Raw genomic sequence first — 18,468 nt, forward strand, 5'->3', positions numbered from 1 at the left:
CCCCCGTCGAGCGCCGCGTCGGCCTCCTCGTCTCCGACGTGGTCGCGGGTCACGAGTCGCCCCCGTGGCGCTCCTCGATCCGTCGCAGCGCCTCGACGGCGCGGCGCTCGCGGTCGTCGGTCGCGTCCTCGCCGCCGTAGCGCACGCGCTCGAACACCTCGGTGAGCGCGGTCACCGGCTCCTCGGCGACCCCGGCGTCGACCGCCGCGGTCGCGAACTCCGCCGGCGTCGACGACGCCGGCCGGTCGACGTCGAGGACGTCGGTCATGTCCCGCCATGCGCGGTACACCTCGTTGTCCGCGTCCGACGACTCTATCCGGTCCGCGGCCTCGCCCGCCGTCCGCCCGACCGCGGCGAGGTCCGGCGGATCCTCGGCCGGATCGTCGGTTCGGTCGCCCTCGCTACCGTCGGCCTCGTCGTCGCCGCCGGCGAGGAGCAGCGCGGCGACGCTCGCGATCACCGCGGCGACGACGACGACCGCGAAGAGGATCTGCGGCGCCGACGCCGCCCCCTCGCCGCCGCCGAGCCCGCCGCCGGCCGCGCCGGCCGGTAACAGTCCCGTCTCGTTGCCGCCGACGCCGAGGCCGACGGAGACGCTCCCCGCCATCGACCCCGCCCGGCACGCCGACAGTATCCAGAAGAGGATCCCGATCGGCGCGCCCATCACACCGGCGACGGTGACGCTCGCGAACAGCGACCCCGTATCGCGATAGGCTATCCCGGCGAGCAGCGTCAGTCCGAAGAAGAACGCGAGCACCGCGGGGGGTTCCCTGAGGAACGCGAGACAGACGTCCGACGTGGCGAACTGGCCCGCCTCGCCCGACGACGTGAGGACTCCGGGATCGTCGTCGCCCTCGCCGACGCTCGGCTGTCCGCCGGATCCCCCGCCGAACCCGCCGCTACCCGTGTCGACGGCGGAGTCCAGCGTCGCGGACGCGACGCCGAGCGCGAGGAGGGCGAGGATGGCGACGGCGACCGCGACGAGGGCGTCCCGCTTCACGTCCCCGAATACGGCGGCCGGCGGGTATAGCTTTCGGCGACCGCGGTTCGTCGAGGCGCGCCGGGGCGCGTCGGTGCGGACCCGCGGGGTCGTCCCTCTCCCGTCCGAGCCTCAGGACTCGGCTTACGCGTCCTCGCTCCCGTCGACGGCGTCGTCGAGCGGCGTGGTCGGGAACAGGGCGTCGACGTCGGGGTCCGGGTCGACGAGCCGGTACGCGGTCCCGTCGGGCTCGACGACGCCGGCGTCGGCGAGGTGGTCGAGGTGCGAGAACGCCTCGCCGGGGCCGTGGAGCACGTGGATGTCCTCCAGCGAGCCGAACAGCGCGGCCGACACCTCCCACGCGGTGGCGGGCCCGGACTCGTCGAGGACCTCGATCACCCGGCGCGTGCGGTGGCGGTGGTGGTCGAGGATCGTCGCCGCCCGGCGGCTCGGCTCGTCGATCCGCTGGCGGTGTCCCGGGTGCGCGGCGTCGAAGTCGCGCGCGACGATCCGCGCGAGGCTCTCGGCGTACGCTGCGAGCGCGCCCTCGACGCGCACGTCCGCGCCGCCGACGTTGGGGGTGTACTTCGGGAGCAGCGCGTCGCCCGTGAACACTTCCTCGGTCGCGTCCGCGGCGGCGACGGGGTCGTGGTCCGGCACCGCGTGCGGGTCGAACGCGAAGCCGGAGAGCCCGGCGGTGTGGCCCGGCAGGTGGAGGGCTTCGAGCGCGACGCCGCCGGCCTCGATGACGTCGCCGTCCGCGAACGTCGTCACGTCGGCCGGGTCCCCGGAGAGCCCCGTGCTGACCGCGTCGAAGAAGTCGATCAGCCGCTCTTGATCAGCGGCGGGCATCCCCCAGCGCTCGAACGTCTCGCGCTGGAGGTCGCGGTCGGCGAACAGCGGCGTCTCCGTCCCGTCGACGAGGCCGGCGTCGGCCTCGTGGACGTACACGTCGGCGCCGCCCTCGGCCTGGACCTCGCCGGCGAGCCCCGCGTGGTCCGGGTGCCAGTGAGTGAGCACGACCGCGTCGACGTCGGCGAACGAGCGCCCGTAGTCGGCGAGGCCGTCGACCAACTCCTCGCGGACCTCGGGGAGCGAGACGCCGGTGTCGACGAGCGCCGTCGTCTCGCCGTCGAGCAGGTACACGTCGTTTTCGCCCTCGAAGACGGTGTTGCCGAGCTGGATCCGTTTCACACAGCCACGTCGGCTGCCGGGCATTTCACGGTTTCCACCGCCGGATCCCGCCTTGCCTCGCGTCACTCGACGTCGACGCCGGTGAACTCGAAGCGCGCCCCGCCGTCGGGGCCGTCCGTGACGTCGACCGCCCACCCGTGCGCCTCGGCGACCCGCTCGACGATGGCGAGGCCGAACCCGGTCCCCTCCGGATCGGTCGTGTGGCCGGCCCCGAAGACCTCCTCGCGCTCGTCCTCGGGGATCCCGGGCCCGTCGTCCGCGACGTAGAACCCACCCTCGAGGTCGCCGACGGTGACCGTGACCGCCGGGCCGCCGTGCGAGACGGCGTTCCGCAGGAGGTTCTCCAACAGCTGTTTGAGTCGGCTGCGGTCCGCGCGGACGGTCGACGTCGCCTCTGCGCGCAGCGTCGCGTCCGCGGTCTCGACGCTCCGCCAGCACTCCTCGGTGACCGCGTCGAGGGCGACCGGTTCGAGCGACTCGACGTCGACGCCCTCGCGCGCCAGCGTCAGGAGGTCGTCGATGAGCGTCGCCATGCGGTCGTGCGCCCTCGCGACCGCTTCGAGGTGCTGGGAGTCGCGCTCCTCGCGAGCGAGTTCGAGCCGGCCCCGGGCCACGTCCAGCGGGTTCCGGAGGTCGTGCGAGACGATCGAGGCGAACTCGTCGAGCCGCTCGTTCCGGCGCTCTAACTCGCGTTCCCGGCGCTTCCGCTCGCTGATGTCCCGGATCACGCCGACCCGGCCGAGCTCCTCCCCGTCGCCGAGGTCCGTCGACCCGAACCGCATCTCCGCGGGGAACGGCTCGCCGTCGACCGGCTCGAACTCGTACTCGATCACCCCGGCGTCGCGGTCCCTCTCTTGCATCTCCGCGCGTTCGCGTCGCGCCTGCATCGCCGTCTCCTCGCTCACCCAGTCGTAGATGTCCGTGCCGATGAGCTCGTCCCGGTCGACGCCCTTCATCTCCGCGTACCGCTCGTTGACGTAGACGATCGTACTGTCGGGACGGATGGCGTAGACGGCGTCGTCGAGCGACTCCAAGATCGTCTCGTACCGACGCAGGTCGCGCTCGCGACGGTCCGGGTCGCTGTCCTTCATCGTGGTTGCCGTCCAGTTTCGACCGATCGGTAATAAACCGTCGCTCGTGCCGTCCGTGTCGCTCGATCGCGCAGCGGATCCGCTCCGGTCGTCGCACCGCCCGACGCGACGCCGTGACACCCCCGCCAGGTCGATCCGTTGAGGCTTTGCTTCTGCCGCCCGTTCCGACCGCATGGAGTACCAACCGGGCGTGTGTAACATCGGACCGACACAGCAGCGACGGCGGCTCCTCCTCGGCGTCGGGTCGCTCGCGCTCGCCGCCGCGTTCGTGGCGGCGGTCGTCTCGTTCGCGTGGCCGCAGTGGTCGCTCATCCTCACGGTGTTCCCGCTGTACGGCGCCGCGATGGGCGGGTTACAGTACCGCGAGCGCTTCTGTATCGGATTCGCCGGCATGGGCGTCTTCGACGTCGGCGGCGGGACGAGCGAGATCCAGAACGAGGCGGCGCTCGCCGCCGACCGGAAGAAGGCGGTCAAGCTCAACGCGAAGGCGATGGCCATCTGCGCGGCCGGGACGGTCGCCGTCTACGCCGGCGTGGCTTTCCTCTTGTAAACACCGACCGGAGTGCCGGCCGATCAGCTGTTAATAACCGAGTGTGGAGCGACGAGCAACACCGCCGAAGCCCCGGCCGCGAGGCGGCCTCGCAGGCACGCGCCACCACACGAGTGCCGTGTCGCAGCTGCCGTCGCGGTCGCCGCCGATAACCACGAACGTGCGTATAGAAAAGCATTAGAACCGCCTCGGTGACCACGTAAGTGAATGAGTCTGTCCGATGCGGACCACGAGCTCGTGACCGCGGAGCTCGGCCGCGAGCCGACGGCGGCCGAGGCCGCGCTGTTCGAGAACCTCTGGAGCGAGCACTGCGCGTACCGCTCCTCGCGACCCCTGCTGTCGGCGTTCGACAGCGAGGGCGACCAGGTCGTGGTCGGCCCCGGCGACGACGCCGCGGTCCTCGCGCTGCCCGAGCCGGACGCGGCCGACGACCCCGCGGCCGAGCGCGACGCCGCCGACTACGGCGACACCTACGTCACCTTCGGCGTCGAGAGCCACAACCACCCCTCCTTCGTCGACCCGTTCGACGGCGCGGCCACCGGCGTTGGCGGCATCGTCCGCGATACGATGAGCATGGGTGCGTACCCGATCGGGCTCCTCGACTCGCTGTACTTCGGCGGCTTCGACCGCGAGCGCTCGCGGTACCTCTTCGAGGGCGTCGTCGAGGGGATCTCCCACTACGGCAACTGTATCGGCGTCCCCACGGTCGGCGGCAGCGTCGCCTTCCACGGCGGCTACGAGGGGAATCCCCTCGTCAACGTCGCCTGCGTCGGCCTCACGAACGAGGACCGCCTCGTCACGGCGACCGCCCAGGAGCCCGGGAACAAGCTGGTGCTCGTCGGGAACGGCACCGGCCGCGACGGGCTCGGCGGCGCCTCCTTCGCGAGCGAGGACCTCGCCGAAGACGCCGAAACCGAGGATCGCCCGGCGGTCCAGGTTGGCGACCCGTACGCCGAGAAGCGCCTGATCGAGTGTAACGAGGCGCTGGTCGACGAGGACCTCGTCCGCTCGGCCCGCGACCTCGGCGCGGCCGGCCTCGGCGGCGCCTCCTCCGAGCTCGTCGCGAAGGGTGGGCTTGGCGCGCGCATCGACCTTGACTCCGTCCACCAGCGCGAGCCGAACATGAACGCCACGGAGATCCTGCTCGCCGAGAGCCAGGAGCGGATGTGCTACGAGGTCGCGCCCGACGACATCGACCGCGTCGCCGCCCTCGCCGAGCGGTTCGACCTCGGCTGCTCGGTCATCGGCGAGGTGACCGACAGCAACTACGTCTGCGAGTTCGCGGGCGACGCGGACGGGGACGCCGAGGTCGTCGTCGACGCCGACGCGGAGTTCCTCGCCGACGGCGCGCCAATGAACGACCTCCCGAGCGAACCCCTGAGCGAGCCCGCCCGTGACCTCCCCGCGGACGAGCCGCCGCTCGACGAGGCGGTCGAAGCCGTCCTCGCGGCCCCCTCCACGGCGAGCAAGCGCTGGGTGTACCGCCAGTACGACCACGAGGTCGGGACCCGCACGGCTCTGAAGCCCGGCGACGACGCCGCGCTGCTCGCGATCCGAGAGACTGAGGCGGCAGACGATACAGACGGAGCGAGCGACGCACCCGGCGACGGCGTCGGCCTCGCGCTCTCCTCAGGCGCGAATCCGAAATGGACCGCGGCCGCGCCGTACGAGGGCGCGCGGGCGGTGGCGCTGGAGAACGCGACGAACCTCGCGGCGACCGGCGCGGTCCCGCTCGCCGCGGTCGACTGCCTCAACGGCGGGAACCCGGAGAAGCCGGACGTGTACGGCGCGTTCGAGGGGATCGTCGACGGACTCGCGGACGCCTGCGCCGCGCTTGACACGCCCGTCGTCGGCGGCAACGTCTCGCTGTACAACGACAGCGTCGAGGGGCCGATCCCCCCGACGCCGACGCTCGCAGTGCTGGGCACGACGCGCGGGTACGACGCCCCGCCCGCCGCGCTCGACGCCGAGCGCGCGGCCGACTCCGAGCTCCTGCTGGTCGGGTCTGGGGGCGACGCGCTCGGCGGCTCCGAGTACCTCGCGCACGCTGGCGGGAGCGACCGATTCCCGACCCTGCCCGACGAGTCCGGCGGCGCGGACGACCTCGGCGGCCTCGTCGCGTCGCTCGCGGCGGCCGCGCGCCACGACTCGACGCTCGCGGCCCACGACGTGAGCGAGGGCGGGCTCGCGGTCGCGCTCGCCGAGCTCGTGACCGACGACGCCGGCGTCGACGCGACGCTCCCCGACCGCGTCGCGGCCTTCGACGAGACGCCCGGCCGGCTCCTCGTCCAGACGACCGACTCCGAGGGGGTCGCGGCCGCGACGGGCGACCTGCCGGTGTTCCGCCTCGGCGACGTGACGACCGACGGGACCCTCTCCCTAACCGTCGACGGCGAGTCGGTCGCGCTCTCGGCCGAGGCGGTGCGGGACCACCGCGACGTGATCGAGCGCGAACTGGCTTGAGCCGCCCTGACGCGGCGAACGAGTAGTAATCCGGCGTAGCGTCCGACCGCCTTCACCCGATTTCGATCGTCCGGGAGCGAGCGATACGCTTTTAGGCACTCCTAAAGTATGTCGCGGCAGCCGCGGGACGCCGGCCATTCCGGTGCCCGCCACCTCATCGATGGCATCCACGGAACCTGTCGGCACGACGCGCTCGACCGAGTCGGACGACGCGACGGCCGATCGATCGGACGACTCCGCGACCGACCACCGGGCGAGCGCCGCCGCCGACCACGGGGCGACCGCCGCCGCGGACCCCGTCCTGTCGCTGTCCGAAGTCACGAAGGCGTTCGGCCCCGAGACCGCAGTCGACGACGTCTCGCTCGACGTGCGCTCCGGCGAACTGCTGACGTTCCTCGGCCCCTCCGGGTGCGGCAAGACGACGACGCTGCGAACCATCGCGGGACTCGAAGAGCCGACCGAAGGAGAGATCGCCCTCGGCGACGAGGTCGTCGCCGGCGACGGCGCGTTCATCCCGCCGGAGCAGCGCGACGTGGGCATCGTCTTCCAGAACTTCGCGCTGTTCCCCCACCTCACCGTCCGCGAGAACATCGCCTTCGGGCTGACGGACGCCGACGCCGCCGCGAGCGAGGCGCGCGTCGACGAGCTGCTCGAACTGGTCGAGATGACCGAGCACGGCGAGAAGACGCCCGACCAGCTCTCCGGCGGACAGAAGCAGCGCGTCGCGCTCGCGCGCTCGCTCGCCCCCGAACCCGAGGTGCTCCTCTTAGACGAGCCGTTCTCGAACCTCGACGTGCGCCTCCGCGTCGAGATGCGCGAGGAGGTCCGGCGCATCCTGAAGAAAGCCGGCGTCACCGCCATCTCGGTCACGCACGACCAGGAGGAGGCGCTCTCCATCTCCGACCGCGTCGCGGTGATGCACGACGGCCAGATCGAGCAGGTCGGCCGCCCCGAGTCCGTCTTCGAGCGCCCCGAGTCGAAGTTCGTCGCCTCCTTCCTCGGCCGGGCGTCGTTCCTCGAGGGCGAGCTTCGCGACGGGAAGGTCGACACCGGCATCGGACGCTTCGACGCCGTCACGCTGGAGGGGTACGACACCGTCTACGACGGCGCGCCCGTCGACGTGCTCGTCCGGCCCGATGACCTGCGCGCGACGCCTGCGAGCCCTGAGCTCGCCGACGGCGTCATCGTCTCGCGACAGTACGTCGGCCCTTCGTTCGTCTACCGGGTCGACCTCGACTCGGGTGACACGGTCCACTGCCTCCACAACCACGTCGAGGAATTCGGTCTCGACGAGCCCGTCTCCCTGGAGCTCACCGCGGACCACCCGCTCGCCTGGTACCCGCGGTAAGCGAGTGCTGGCGACTCGGCGATTGAATAAAAGCCAACGAGCGACTGCGCTCAGAAGGTCGCGAGGAACGGCACGGCGTACGCGAGCAGCAGGCCGACGAGCGTGACGGCCGCGCCGATGCCGACTTCGCGACCGCCGAACTCCTGCATCGGGGCGGTCACGCGCTTGTCCGGGTCGGGCTCGTGCGAGTGGTCATCCATACGTTCGGATGTGGGTGGGGGATACATAAGCGCACCTGAACTCGACAGCGAGACTCGTAGTGTGCTGTTGTCACTGCTCCCCTCGCTTCGTGTTGGAGACTCCCATCGGCTGGACAGTCCCTCGGCCGTCAGTAAAGAATGTAGCTTGGAAAAATTAATTATATGACAGTTGGCTACTACCTGTCGATGGAGCTACCTATCCGCGACGGTGAGACGGTGTTAATCACTGGCCCAACGCTGTCGGGACGGCGGCGATTGCTCCATCAGCTGCTACACACCGCACCGGGAGAGTCGGCCGTGATATCGACAAGAGAGCCAGCAGGCACTGTCCGATCCAGGTATCAGCGGCGCACTGACGGCGACGGGTCCGAACTTATCGTCGTCGACTGTATTACGAACGCCCTCGAGCGAGCGGCAACAGACACAGAGATGACGAAATACGCCCAAAGCCCGGACAATCTCACGTCGATCGGGATGAAGTTCGCCGATATACTCCAACAGCACCGGTCAGATCAGTTTTCGGTCGGAGTTGTGAACCTCTCGCCGCTGTTGGTATACACGTCTCGCCGCGACGTGTTCCAGTTCACAAATATCCTTACCCAGAAGTCGACCGGCGCTGACTGGCCGGTGTATGCGGCGATCGAACCTCGGGTCCATGATACGTCAACTGTTCACCAGTTTATTCCGATGTTTGACACTGTGATAGAAACCCGACGAACCAATTCCGGCGACCAAGAACTCCGTGTAAAAAAGCCATCGCTGACCGATTGGGAAACCTTCTGAGTACACCGGAGCGTCTCTAACGGTCGTAGAAGGTTACTGTAAGACATTCCTCTGACTGCGCGACTGAGTGATCGTTTGTTACTTTACCATCCCTCGGGTAAACTAAACGTCATAGAGATCTCTACAGATATTAATATTACCAATCACCTACCTATCGGTATACGAAAACTTAAAATAGTTGGCAAAAAATAACTAGCTCACGAACACGTTTCGATGGCCACAATAACTAACAATCTCGACGGGCAGGCGGGGGAGGCAACCGCACAGACAACCACTGAACAGTCCCGTCAATCGGCAGATGAGCTGCTCGTCGGGGCCAACTCTAATACGATGCCCACGCTGAGCGTCGTGATGCCGACGCTCAACGAGGAAGCCGGGATCAGAACGTGTATCAACTGGATCAAAGATGCCGTTGAAGCGCTTCAACTGCCGACCGAAATTCTGATCAGCGATAGCTCGACGGACCGGACGCCCGAAATCGCTCGCGAGATGGGGGCCGTCGTCGTTGAACCCGACGGCAAGGGGTACGGATACGCGTACCGGTACGCATTCAACCGAACCCGCGGTGAGTACATCGTGATGGGTGACGCGGACACCACGTACGATTTCACGCAGATCCCACGACTGCTGGATCACCTGCTGGAGACAAACGCAGACATCGTCATGGGAAGCCGGCTTGACGGTGAGATCAAAGACGGTGCGATGCCGACGCTACATCAGTATATCGGCAACCCCCTGTTGACGCGGTTCCTCAACACGTTTTATCGCGCCGGCGTGAGCGATGCTCACAGTGGGTTTCGAATTTTCACCCGCGATGCGTACGAACAGCTAAATCTCGGGACGAGTGGCATGGAGTTCGCCTCCGAGATGATCATGGACGCTGGGGCACGTGACCTCACAATTGAGGAGGTACCGATCGTCTATCACGAACGCAAGGGCGAAGAGACGCTTGACAGCTTTCGTGACGGCTGGCGGCACGTCCGATTCATGCTCGTGAACGCACCGGGATACCTCTTTTCAGTCCCGGGAATGCTCCTCACGATATTCGGTGCGGCGGTAGTGCTGATCGCACACACCGGCATCGAGTTCGGAGCAATCACGCTTGGGACGAACTCGATGATCGCCGGCAGCCTGTTTTCGATTCTAGGTGTTCAAGTCGGCTCACTCGGCGTGTTCGCCACCGTCGCCAGCGATCCGATCCAGAAGCCAAACGACGTGATCACCGACTGGGTCACCGAGAACGCGACGCTCGAACGCGGTGCATCCGCCGGGCTCACGGTCTTCACCGCCGGCGCTGTGTACGCGAGCTGGCTTATTGCGGAGTGGGCACTCAGCGGCTTCGGGTCCGTTCCGTTCACGACGAGCGCCCTGCTCGCGTTTACGTGTATCGTGGTTGGAGTCCAGCTTGTCTTCTCGTCGTTCTTCCTCAGTTCGGTGAACTGACTGCCTTCCGGGTCCTATTTCGAGACGACTGTTGACACTCTCGCCGTGGCCGCGGTCAAAGTGATTTCTACTGACTGTCGTCGTGTCTTCTGACCTGCCGTGCGCCACAGTGACAACTCTCGTGAAGCCCTTGCTAAGAAGGTCTCGAGAGTCTTTTACCCCCAGACTGAGCTACCAAGTCTATAGTTTTATTAATCTTCAATTAACACGTTGACACCAACACGGGGCATCCACGAGTGACAATGTCACACAATAGATCCTCTTATACCGCCAGCCCAAGCCGAACCGCTAAAACAACACCGACAGCTCCGCGTTCAGCAGATGACGTACATGGTATCGTAATCGATTCTAGCGGGACCCAGATACTGCGTAGCCCGCTGGGTAAAGCGTTGATATCGTCCGTTCAACGAGTTGGTCGCGCGGCTGACGGGCGAGGCTCTGGCTTCCCTCACAGAGACACCGATTCTCTTGATCCGGCTAGTGTGAACAGACCATGACACCGTGGCAGAAGCAAACGGGTGCCATTCTTTTTTCACTTCTTCTACTCACCTCAATGGTCGCTGGTAGCGCTGCGTCCAGTGAATTTGCGACAGCAGACACACCCACGGACGGCGATACCTCGGTGATCAGCGAACCGATCAGTAACAACGAGGTGACGTTCACTGACACCAGATACATCGAGCAGATCGCATTCAACGCCGCGACCGACATTCAGGGGCGGGTCAACCTCACGGAACGGGACCCGCCGAATCGGAACGGATCGGTCGCCGACGCCATCCAGACGGAGTTCGTCGATGCCGACGACGAGGTAACCGGGTTTACATTGGCAGCGTCCATTGATATTCGGCGTGCGCCGGCGCTCGGCGACGGCGAGACGGCAACGCTTCGCGGGTCGGTCCCAGCGCAAGCCATCGATGACCCCTCGTCGCTAACCGTCATCCGGGTTCCGGACAACCTGTCTTCAGCCGAAACACTCCCGACTGATGTCACCGACGCCTCCGGCGGAGAGAATGACACGGTCGGTTTCGAGGCCACCACGACGAACTTCTCGACGTTCGTCGTCGGCGAGACTCAGACCTCAACCGGCGAGTTCGCCGTAGATATCAACGGCACTCAGACGGACGACTCGGTCGAACCGGGGACGACGGCGACCGTCGTCGCGTCGGTCACCAACACCCGCGACAGTCAAGCCACCCAGACCGTTACACTTGATTTCGGCGAGAATACGAGCACGGACAGCGTGGAGCTGACGCTCAACGGGAGCGAATCTACGACGGTCATCCTGACCCACGACGTTGCCGTCGACGCGCCGCTCGGGTCCCCGAACGCGACGGTCCGAACCGCGAACGACAGCGACTCTACCGAGATCAGCATTATCCGACCTGACGACGGCGAGGACGACGCCGCGCCCTCAGAAGTGAACGTGACGGCCTCGTCGGTCTCCCCGATTAGTGTCACCAGCAGCACACAAGAGACGTTCGAGGTTGCGGTCAGGATCGACAACACGTCGCTGGGCGACACGGCGTCGGGTGACATTACCGTGGCGTTCGAGGGGTTCAATCTCAGCGTCGACGACGACGAGCTAGCCGGACCCGAAGAAGAGCTTCGGATCGACTACACCGACGCGAACGTCTCGAACGGAACGATCAGCGTCACGGAAGTCGTTTCCGCGACCGCTCCGTCGACAACGGGAGGATACCCGGTCTATGTCACGGATGTAGAAGTCGCAACTGGGAGTGACACCGACGAGTTCCTGATCGAAGACGAACTCGTCACCATGGACACGATCGAGGTGACCGATGGACCCGACGACGGTGCTGGATTACCCGAAAATGGTACCGAAGACGATCTGTACCGGATCGCTAACGTATCCGAACTCCAAGCGATGGAAGACGACCTGAACGGGCATTACGTGTTGGTCGCCGACATTGACGCCACCGATACTGCGCAGTGGAACAACGGAAGCGGGTTCGATCCCGTTGGAGGGACGCTATTCAACAACGACCTTCCGTGGTTCCGCGGAACGCTGGACGGGAACGGCCACACGATTGCCGGACTCACGATCGATCGTCCAAGTGAAGACTTCGTCGGGATATTCAGGACCAGCGCCGGAACAATATCAAACGTATCGCTGACGAACGTTACAGTGACTGGCAACTCCAGAACCGGTGTTGTCGCAGCAGCCAACCCAGGGGATGTCTCGGACACGAGCGTCTCCGGGAACGTCACTGGCGATCGGTACGTTGGTGGTGTCGTCGGAGACAATCCTGGTTCGATCACGAATGCGACGGCATCCGTGACTGTCAGTGGGGGGCAAGATGTGGGCGGACTCGTCGGCGGAAGCGACGGCACAATCACGGCTGCGACGGCGTCCGGGAGTGTTAACGGGACCGGTGTCGTAGGTGGTCTCACTGGGTCAAACCAAGGTGCGATTTCGGACGCAAACGCATCCGGCAGCGTCACTGGAAGCGAGTTCGGCGACGTCGGTGGACTCGTTGGTAGGAACGCAGGAACGATTACGGCCGCGACGGCGTCCGGCAACGTGACTGGGATTGGCGACTCGGGTAATAGCATCGGTGGACTCGTCGGCGGAAACACTGGCACGATCACGAATACGGCAGCATCCGGACGTGTGAGTGGGAGTAGTAACGTGGGGGGACTCGTGGGGAAGAACGACGGCGGCGGCAACAGAGATGGCGGAACGATTCGAGAGTCGTTCGCTGTCGGGCTTGTGTCGGGAGAGAACGGTGTCGGCGGCCTCGCGGGAAGCAACATCGCGTACGATGGAACCACGGGGAGCATTTTCGAATCCTACTTCGATTCACGGACGACCAATCAGCCTCCATCTGAGAATGTGACGAGTCTCACGACTGCTCAGATGCAGGGAGAAGCCGCTCGGACGAACATGACCGGGCTCGACTTCGAGACCACGTGGCGGGTGACCGACGGCTACCCCGCACTTCGCGCGTTCTCTGAGACGGCTCCTGGCGAAGGTCCGCCGGACGCTGGCACTGCTCTCACGGTGAACGCGAGTGCGTCGTCAGTCTCTCCAACGACGGCCATTGTCGGCGACTCACAGACGTACACGGTGACGGTGACGGTCGAGAACACGTCGCTGAACGAATCCGAGGCCCGCAACATTGAGGTCCGGTTCGAGGACTTCGAATTCGACACCGGCGAAGACGACCTCACGATCGGTTACAGCGCCGCCGACGTGACTGACAGCACTGTCACCGTCTCCGAGACAGTCTCCGCCACGCCAGTGTCGACCGGCCTACACGACGTCACCGTCACTGACATCCGTCGCGAGGCCATCGACGAAGAGACGGGATCCCTGCTCGAAAACGCGAACGTCACCATCGACACGATCGAGGTAATCGATACACCCGACGCGCCCCCGGAAGCCGAAGGGATCTCCTTCGTTCCGGCCGCTGGCAGCTCGAGTTTCGGCCGGAACGACTCCCGTGTATACGCTGAGAAGATCGTGGTCGCCACGCCGTCCTCGGGCGGGGTCTCGATCGGGGACGCGAACTCGCGCGCGTTCCGCCTCGTCCAGACCGACACAGACACGAACGAGTCGGTGGTCGTCGAACCGGAGCCGGGAGTTGGCACGTACAACATCACCGGCGCGGCGTTCGAGATCTACCAGCCTAACGGCACGATCGGGTACTCCAACCCGCTCGCTGACCGTGGCCCGGCGCTCAGGGTCGAACTCGCGAACGGGACCAGGACCGAGATCCCGGTCACGGTCTCCGGGAACCGAGACCTGTTCGACCCGTCCCGCACCGAGTCGAGCGTGTTCGACCCGTACGCCGTCCAGCTGCTTTCGGAGAACACAACACAGCCGTCCGACTCGTCAGTGCTCGCCGAGACCGGCTCCCGTATTCGCGGTATCGGCTACGACGGTGGGCCGGGGACCGAGCAAGGGCTGCGACAGAACTCGACTGAGGGCACGATCGAGGCTTCGATCGACCGCGAAAGCGACGTCAACGCCTCGTGGGATGTCGAGTACGTCGTCGCTTCCTCGCCGGACTCCCTGATCGAGTACGCCGTCACTCCCGCGTCGAACTCCGCGATTCTGAACCGCTCGGTCGACAACGATAACGCGGCGGATAACTTCACCGCGACGTTCGACAGCGGCGGGCTCCAGAACGGCAGCTATCTTCACGCGTTCGTTATTCGGCCTAGTGAGAGGTCCGACGAGGTGTATCTCACGCTGATCGGTGAGAACCTCCGTATCGGTGACGCCGGCGACGGGCCGGACGACGGCGGCGATCTCGTGCCGTTCCCCGAGACGGATCAGCCCGGCCAAACAACGCCGCCGAGCCTCGCGGGCAAGTTCCGTGTCGAGGAGTCGGTTGCCGCGTCGACCACCATCGCACTCTTAGAGAACTCCTCAACGGAATACTCGCTGAACATCACCGCGCCAGACGGAAGCGAGAACGTCACGTTCTATCTCCAAGAGCAGGCGGTCAGCGCCTCACAGGACATCGACGACGTCCGCATGCTGCTCGACGGCCAGCCCCGTCAGTTCACTGTCGTCGAGGACGCCGGTCCCGGGAACAGCTCCTGGATCGCGTTCACCGTCCCGCACTTCTCAACCCGCACAGTCACGTTCACGAGCGAGTCGGGAAGCGGGGACGCCGCGCCGTCTGTTACCGCTCCGGGTAACGCCACCTACGATCCGAGCAGTTCGCTGACTATCGGCACGAGCCACAACGCGACCGGCGTGATTGATGACAGCGACGTGGCGATCCGGATGGTCAACGTCACGGCTGGAAACAATACCCAGGTCGCGCTGAACGACTCCGTCCCGGTCGAAGGCCGTGCGAACACGACGATCCCGGCCGACCGCCTCTCAGGAGACGTGACGATTGAAACGCAGCTGTATAACGTCTCGTCTAAAAGCGTCGTCGAGACCGATGTGGTATCCTTCTCATCAACGATACAGTCGACTCTCACTGTGAATAATAGCGATCCTGATACGTATGACTCGATCCAAGCGGCAGTTGATGCTGCAGCCCCGGAAACAACCATTATCGTACATCCGGGCGAGTACAACGAGAGTGTCCAGATCTATCGGAACGTGTCGATCGTGAGTGAATCGGTATATGCCGCCGATCCCCGTCCCAACACGGGTGCTCCTGCTCCCGCCCCTGTCTTAGACAGCAACAGGACGTCGTACGCGGCGTTCAACATCCACCACGACATCACTGGTATCCGAATTGAAGGATTTGAAATCCGGAACTACACCAATGGCATTCGGGCGTGGAACAACGGTACAACCGCGATAACGGTCAGACAAAACACCATTAGACAGGTTGATACTGGCGTCCTTGTTGGTGGTGACCCAACTATCGATGATATCGGAACCGGACAACACCGGTACTGGAATATTTCATCCAACGATATTCAAAATGCCACTGATTCCGGAATGCAAGTCTATAACCTTGCCAATGCCACCGTCCGTTCGAATCAAATATATCGCTCCGCCGAAGTGAGCGGTGGTAACAACTTCTCGTTCGGTATCTCCACCACAGCGAACAACGAGACAGTGACAAATGTCACTGTAAGGAATAATAGCCTCACCGGAACTTACGATAACTTCGGAATCGGTGTTCGAGCGGGCTTTCCCCAATTCGATTCATCCGGTGCGCTAACTGATGTTGAGATAGTGGATAATCGCGTTGAGGCTTCTTTACCTGGAGATGGGATCAGTATCAGCGCGTACAACGACAGTCACGCCACCAACATTCAGGTTGTGAACAATACGGTCAGCGATGCTACGACCGACTGGCCCGGTGTCGGTGTATTTACCATGGATAACGGCCAGATGGGGTCACTTACAGTCAGAAATAATACACTATTAGGTAATAAACATGGATTCGGAATCGCAATGGCGACGAACACAAGTTATGACACTGTTCGTCTCCTGAACAACGACATCAGCCAGAACGAGCGGAACGGCGTCATCATCACCAGTAACACCTCAGGTGATGGATTAATACTCCGCGAAAATACGATCACCAGCAATCAAAACGCTGGTCTCCTACACAACGGGACCGGACAAGTGAACGCCACGCGTAACTGGTGGGGAGCAACAGATGGACCAAGCGGCAACTTTACCGGGAGCGGTCAAAAAGTATTCGGCAACGTTACAGTTCAACCCTTCTATACCGACGCAAACCTGACGACGCTTTCCTCGGAGCAAGACGACGGATCTAATGGTGACGACGATAACAGCACTGACAGCGGTGCCGCACCGTCGATTACTGCTCCGGGCGACGCCACCTACGACCCGAACAGCCCGCTCACCATCGAGACGAGCCACAACGCGACCGGCGTGATAGACGACAGCGACGTGACGATCCAGATGGTCAACATCACGGCTGGAAACGATACCCAGGTCGCGCTGAATGACTCTGTTCCGGTTGAAGGCCGTGCGAACACGACAATCCCGGCCGGCTCTCTCACAGGGAACGTGACGGTCGAAACGCAGTTGTACAACGTTTCGAGTGGAACCGTTGTTGCGTCCGACACGGTCTCACTCACCGCAGACACAAGCGACGATGGCGGTGGTGGCGGGAGTGGCGGTGGCGGCGGTGGCGGCGACGACAGCGACGACCCGTCGGAACCGGCTGTCACCGCAGTAATCACCGCCAACCAGACTGGGGTGTACCCGGACGAAGTAATCATGTTCAATGGGTCCGCCAGTGAGGGAACGAACCTCGCGTACGAGTGGACGTTCGGTGATGGAACGAGCGCAACGGACGAGAGCGTCACTCACGCGTACAACGCTACGGGGACGTACAACGTGACGCTCACCGCGGCAAACCAGAGCGCCTCCGACACAGACCAGATTGCGGTGCGGGTGGTGGAGCCGGTCACGGCGACGCTCACGGCCGAGCGAACAAGTGCGTCAGTCGGCGATATCATCGAGTTCGACGCACTCGCGAGTACGAGTGACAACCGGACCGCAAACGTCACTTACGAATGGCAGTTTGGCGACGGCGACACAGTGACCGACACGGTCGTCGCCCACGAGTATAACGCCACGGGGACGTACACGGTAACGCTCACCGCGACCGACACCGTCACCGGCGAGACAACCACCGATACCGTTGAGGTCACCGTTGAGGAGGGAACCGACAACGAGGTTCCTGGCTTCGGCCACATCGCGTCGCTGCTCGCGCTTCTCTTGTTCGTGCTAGGCGTGAGACGGAAGAGCGGCTAATAGCGAGACAAGGCTGACTTGTCACCCCATTTTCTCGGGGCTCACCGACCGAGTGAGATCGTGGCTACTCATCTGTTGGCCCGTGTTCTACTGCCTCGGTTCCGACCTCTGTGATATTTTCAACGAGCAACCTCCATACAGTTGCTCCATGAGTAGCATGTCAAACCTACGACTCTCAGCTAGGCTTCCGGACGCGCACCTTGTTTGGACTTCCGTACGCCGACGAGAGTGAGAGCTGACCACGTGTCTCTCGCCGGCCACACGACAGCGCGACTGCCTTTCCAGAGAAACACAACACAAAAAACTACTCACGGCGATCGGCGGCTACCCGTCGAGCTGGCGGGCGAACACGCGCACGTCGCACTCATCACACTCGATCGCCGTTTCCCACCCTTCGTACGGGTGGTCATTTGGGGGGACAGACACCACGGAAACATCGGTCTCTCCGCATTCAGGACAGCTCGTAGGGAGGGACACGCGAAGTATTAGCACGCAATCTCATATCAAATCTATGTATAATGACTGGAAACTCCTTAAATAATAGACACTTTGATCGCTTTCTCAATTGACTCTCTATACGAGAGACCCCACACGTCAAACACTGACATCTTGAAACCACACAACCCGCGTGGCCACAGAGCGCAGCCTACTGCTCAGGTACGTGGCCACTCAGTTTCAAACGATATTTCACACCTCCAAGCTGTAGCTCTACGCCCACTACACTTGTCTTTCCACGCCTCTCTATTTGGGTTATTTATTTCTATTCTTACCCATATGAGACAAACGTAACTGATTGTGTATTTTTTAGATTCCCTCTAGCACCACTCCTACCCGAAGTCGTAGTCAGTGTCGCGAGCGTCGACGTACTCATCATTGCCCATTCGATCGGGCACGTAACACGGTCCTCGTCCACCAGCGAAGAACACCGGTGCCTCAATGTCGAGGTTGCTTCGGCGATCCACGAGCGCTGGGATCAGCTCTCGAAATTCACGCACTCGAGGCTCACGGCGAGTGCGGAACGTGCCTCGTGGCGAGCAGTGTTCGGTGAGCGGTAGGAGTGACGATTTTGAGAGATCCTCTGCGGTGAGAATCTGTACATCAAGCTGTTGGGCGAACTGCCACGCTGAAGTCGTCACGCCCCACGCCATCATCAAGACGGATGTCGCTCAGACAAAGAAGTAGC

General features: G+C 63.9%; 10 protein-coding genes. 6 read left to right on the top strand and 4 right to left on the bottom strand.

From position 1 onward, the window contains the following. Nucleotides 1–49 precede the first annotated feature (49 nt). The 3 genes from ABNG04_RS07870 to ABNG04_RS07880 all read right to left on the bottom strand — a co-directional run bounded on the left by ABNG04_RS07870 (nt 50) and on the right by ABNG04_RS07880 (nt 3,264). Nucleotides 50–1,000 carry a DUF4129 domain-containing protein gene (locus ABNG04_RS07870; protein WP_371161536.1) on the bottom strand — a complete coding sequence of 317 codons (951 nt, stop codon included), beginning with the start codon at nt 998–1,000 and terminating at the stop codon, nt 50–52. A gap of 123 nt (nt 1,001–1,123) precedes the next feature. Then, entirely contained in the window at nt 1,124–2,173 is a 1,050-nt protein-coding gene (locus tag ABNG04_RS07875) for an MBL fold metallo-hydrolase (RefSeq protein ID WP_371161538.1), read from the bottom strand. Nucleotides 2,174–2,235: 62 nt separating this feature from the next. Next, nucleotides 2,236–3,264 (bottom strand): PAS domain-containing sensor histidine kinase, encoded by a 1,029-nt coding sequence (locus ABNG04_RS07880; protein ID WP_371161540.1) that lies wholly within the window; start codon nt 3,262–3,264, stop codon nt 2,236–2,238. A gap of 172 nt (nt 3,265–3,436) precedes the next feature. Between ABNG04_RS07880 and ABNG04_RS07885 the strand changes: the two genes are divergently transcribed. The 3 genes from ABNG04_RS07885 to ABNG04_RS07895 all read left to right on the top strand — a co-directional run bounded on the left by ABNG04_RS07885 (nt 3,437) and on the right by ABNG04_RS07895 (nt 7,625). Beyond that, entirely contained in the window at nt 3,437–3,814 is a 378-nt protein-coding gene (locus ABNG04_RS07885; protein WP_371161542.1) for a hypothetical protein, read from the top strand. A gap of 207 nt (nt 3,815–4,021) precedes the next feature. Further along, nucleotides 4,022–6,277, top strand: a complete 2,256-nt coding sequence (purL, locus tag ABNG04_RS07890; protein WP_371161544.1) for a phosphoribosylformylglycinamidine synthase subunit PurL — start codon at nt 4,022–4,024, stop codon at nt 6,275–6,277. Nucleotides 6,278–6,437: 160 nt separating this feature from the next. Beyond that, complete coding sequence (locus tag ABNG04_RS07895; protein WP_371161545.1) at nt 6,438–7,625, top strand: ABC transporter ATP-binding protein; 1,188 nt, start codon at nt 6,438–6,440, stop codon at nt 7,623–7,625. A gap of 50 nt (nt 7,626–7,675) precedes the next feature. Here ABNG04_RS07895 and ABNG04_RS07900 read toward each other — a convergent pair whose 3' ends face one another. Further along, nucleotides 7,676–7,825 carry a DUF7550 family protein gene (locus ABNG04_RS07900; RefSeq protein ID WP_006111935.1) on the bottom strand — a complete coding sequence of 50 codons (150 nt, stop codon included), beginning with the start codon at nt 7,823–7,825 and terminating at the stop codon, nt 7,676–7,678. A gap of 186 nt (nt 7,826–8,011) precedes the next feature. Here ABNG04_RS07900 and ABNG04_RS07905 point away from each other — a divergent pair, with 186 nt between their 5' ends. From ABNG04_RS07905 to ABNG04_RS07915, 3 genes are all read left to right on the top strand, one after another. Beyond that, on the top strand, nt 8,012–8,608 hold the full coding sequence (locus tag ABNG04_RS07905) for a DUF7504 family protein (RefSeq protein ID WP_371161547.1): 597 nt from the start codon (nt 8,012–8,014) through the stop codon (nt 8,606–8,608). Nucleotides 8,609–8,821: 213 nt separating this feature from the next. Further along, entirely contained in the window at nt 8,822–10,051 is a 1,230-nt protein-coding gene (locus ABNG04_RS07910) for a glycosyltransferase family 2 protein (RefSeq protein WP_371161549.1), read from the top strand. A 493-nt stretch (nt 10,052–10,544) separates the two neighbouring features. After that, nucleotides 10,545–17,285 carry a PKD domain-containing protein gene (locus tag ABNG04_RS07915; protein WP_371161550.1) on the top strand — a complete coding sequence of 2,247 codons (6,741 nt, stop codon included), beginning with the start codon at nt 10,545–10,547 and terminating at the stop codon, nt 17,283–17,285. The last annotated feature ends 1,183 nt before the right edge of the window (nt 17,286–18,468 follow it).

Source organism: Halorubrum miltondacostae (assembly GCF_041379815.1).
Lineage (GTDB): Archaea > Halobacteriota > Halobacteria > Halobacteriales > Haloferacaceae > Halorubrum > Halorubrum miltondacostae.

Bases quoted from the DNA above. Each gene is read 5' to 3' on its own strand.
- ABNG04_RS07880 (WP_371161540.1), bottom strand. From the start codon at position 3,264: ATGAAGGACAGCGACCCGGACCGTCGCGAGCGCGACCTGCGTCGGTAC.
- ABNG04_RS07885 (WP_371161542.1), top strand. From the start codon at position 3,437: ATGGAGTACCAACCGGGCGTGTGTAACATCGGACCGACACAGCAGCGA.
- purL (WP_371161544.1), top strand. From the start codon at position 4,022: ATGAGTCTGTCCGATGCGGACCACGAGCTCGTGACCGCGGAGCTCGGC.
- ABNG04_RS07895 (WP_371161545.1), top strand. From the start codon at position 6,438: ATGGCATCCACGGAACCTGTCGGCACGACGCGCTCGACCGAGTCGGAC.
- ABNG04_RS07900 (WP_006111935.1), bottom strand. From the start codon at position 7,825: ATGGATGACCACTCGCACGAGCCCGACCCGGACAAGCGCGTGACCGCC.
- ABNG04_RS07905 (WP_371161547.1), top strand. From the start codon at position 8,012: ATGGAGCTACCTATCCGCGACGGTGAGACGGTGTTAATCACTGGCCCA.
- ABNG04_RS07910 (WP_371161549.1), top strand. From the start codon at position 8,822: ATGGCCACAATAACTAACAATCTCGACGGGCAGGCGGGGGAGGCAACC.
- ABNG04_RS07915 (WP_371161550.1), top strand. From the start codon at position 10,545: ATGACACCGTGGCAGAAGCAAACGGGTGCCATTCTTTTTTCACTTCTT.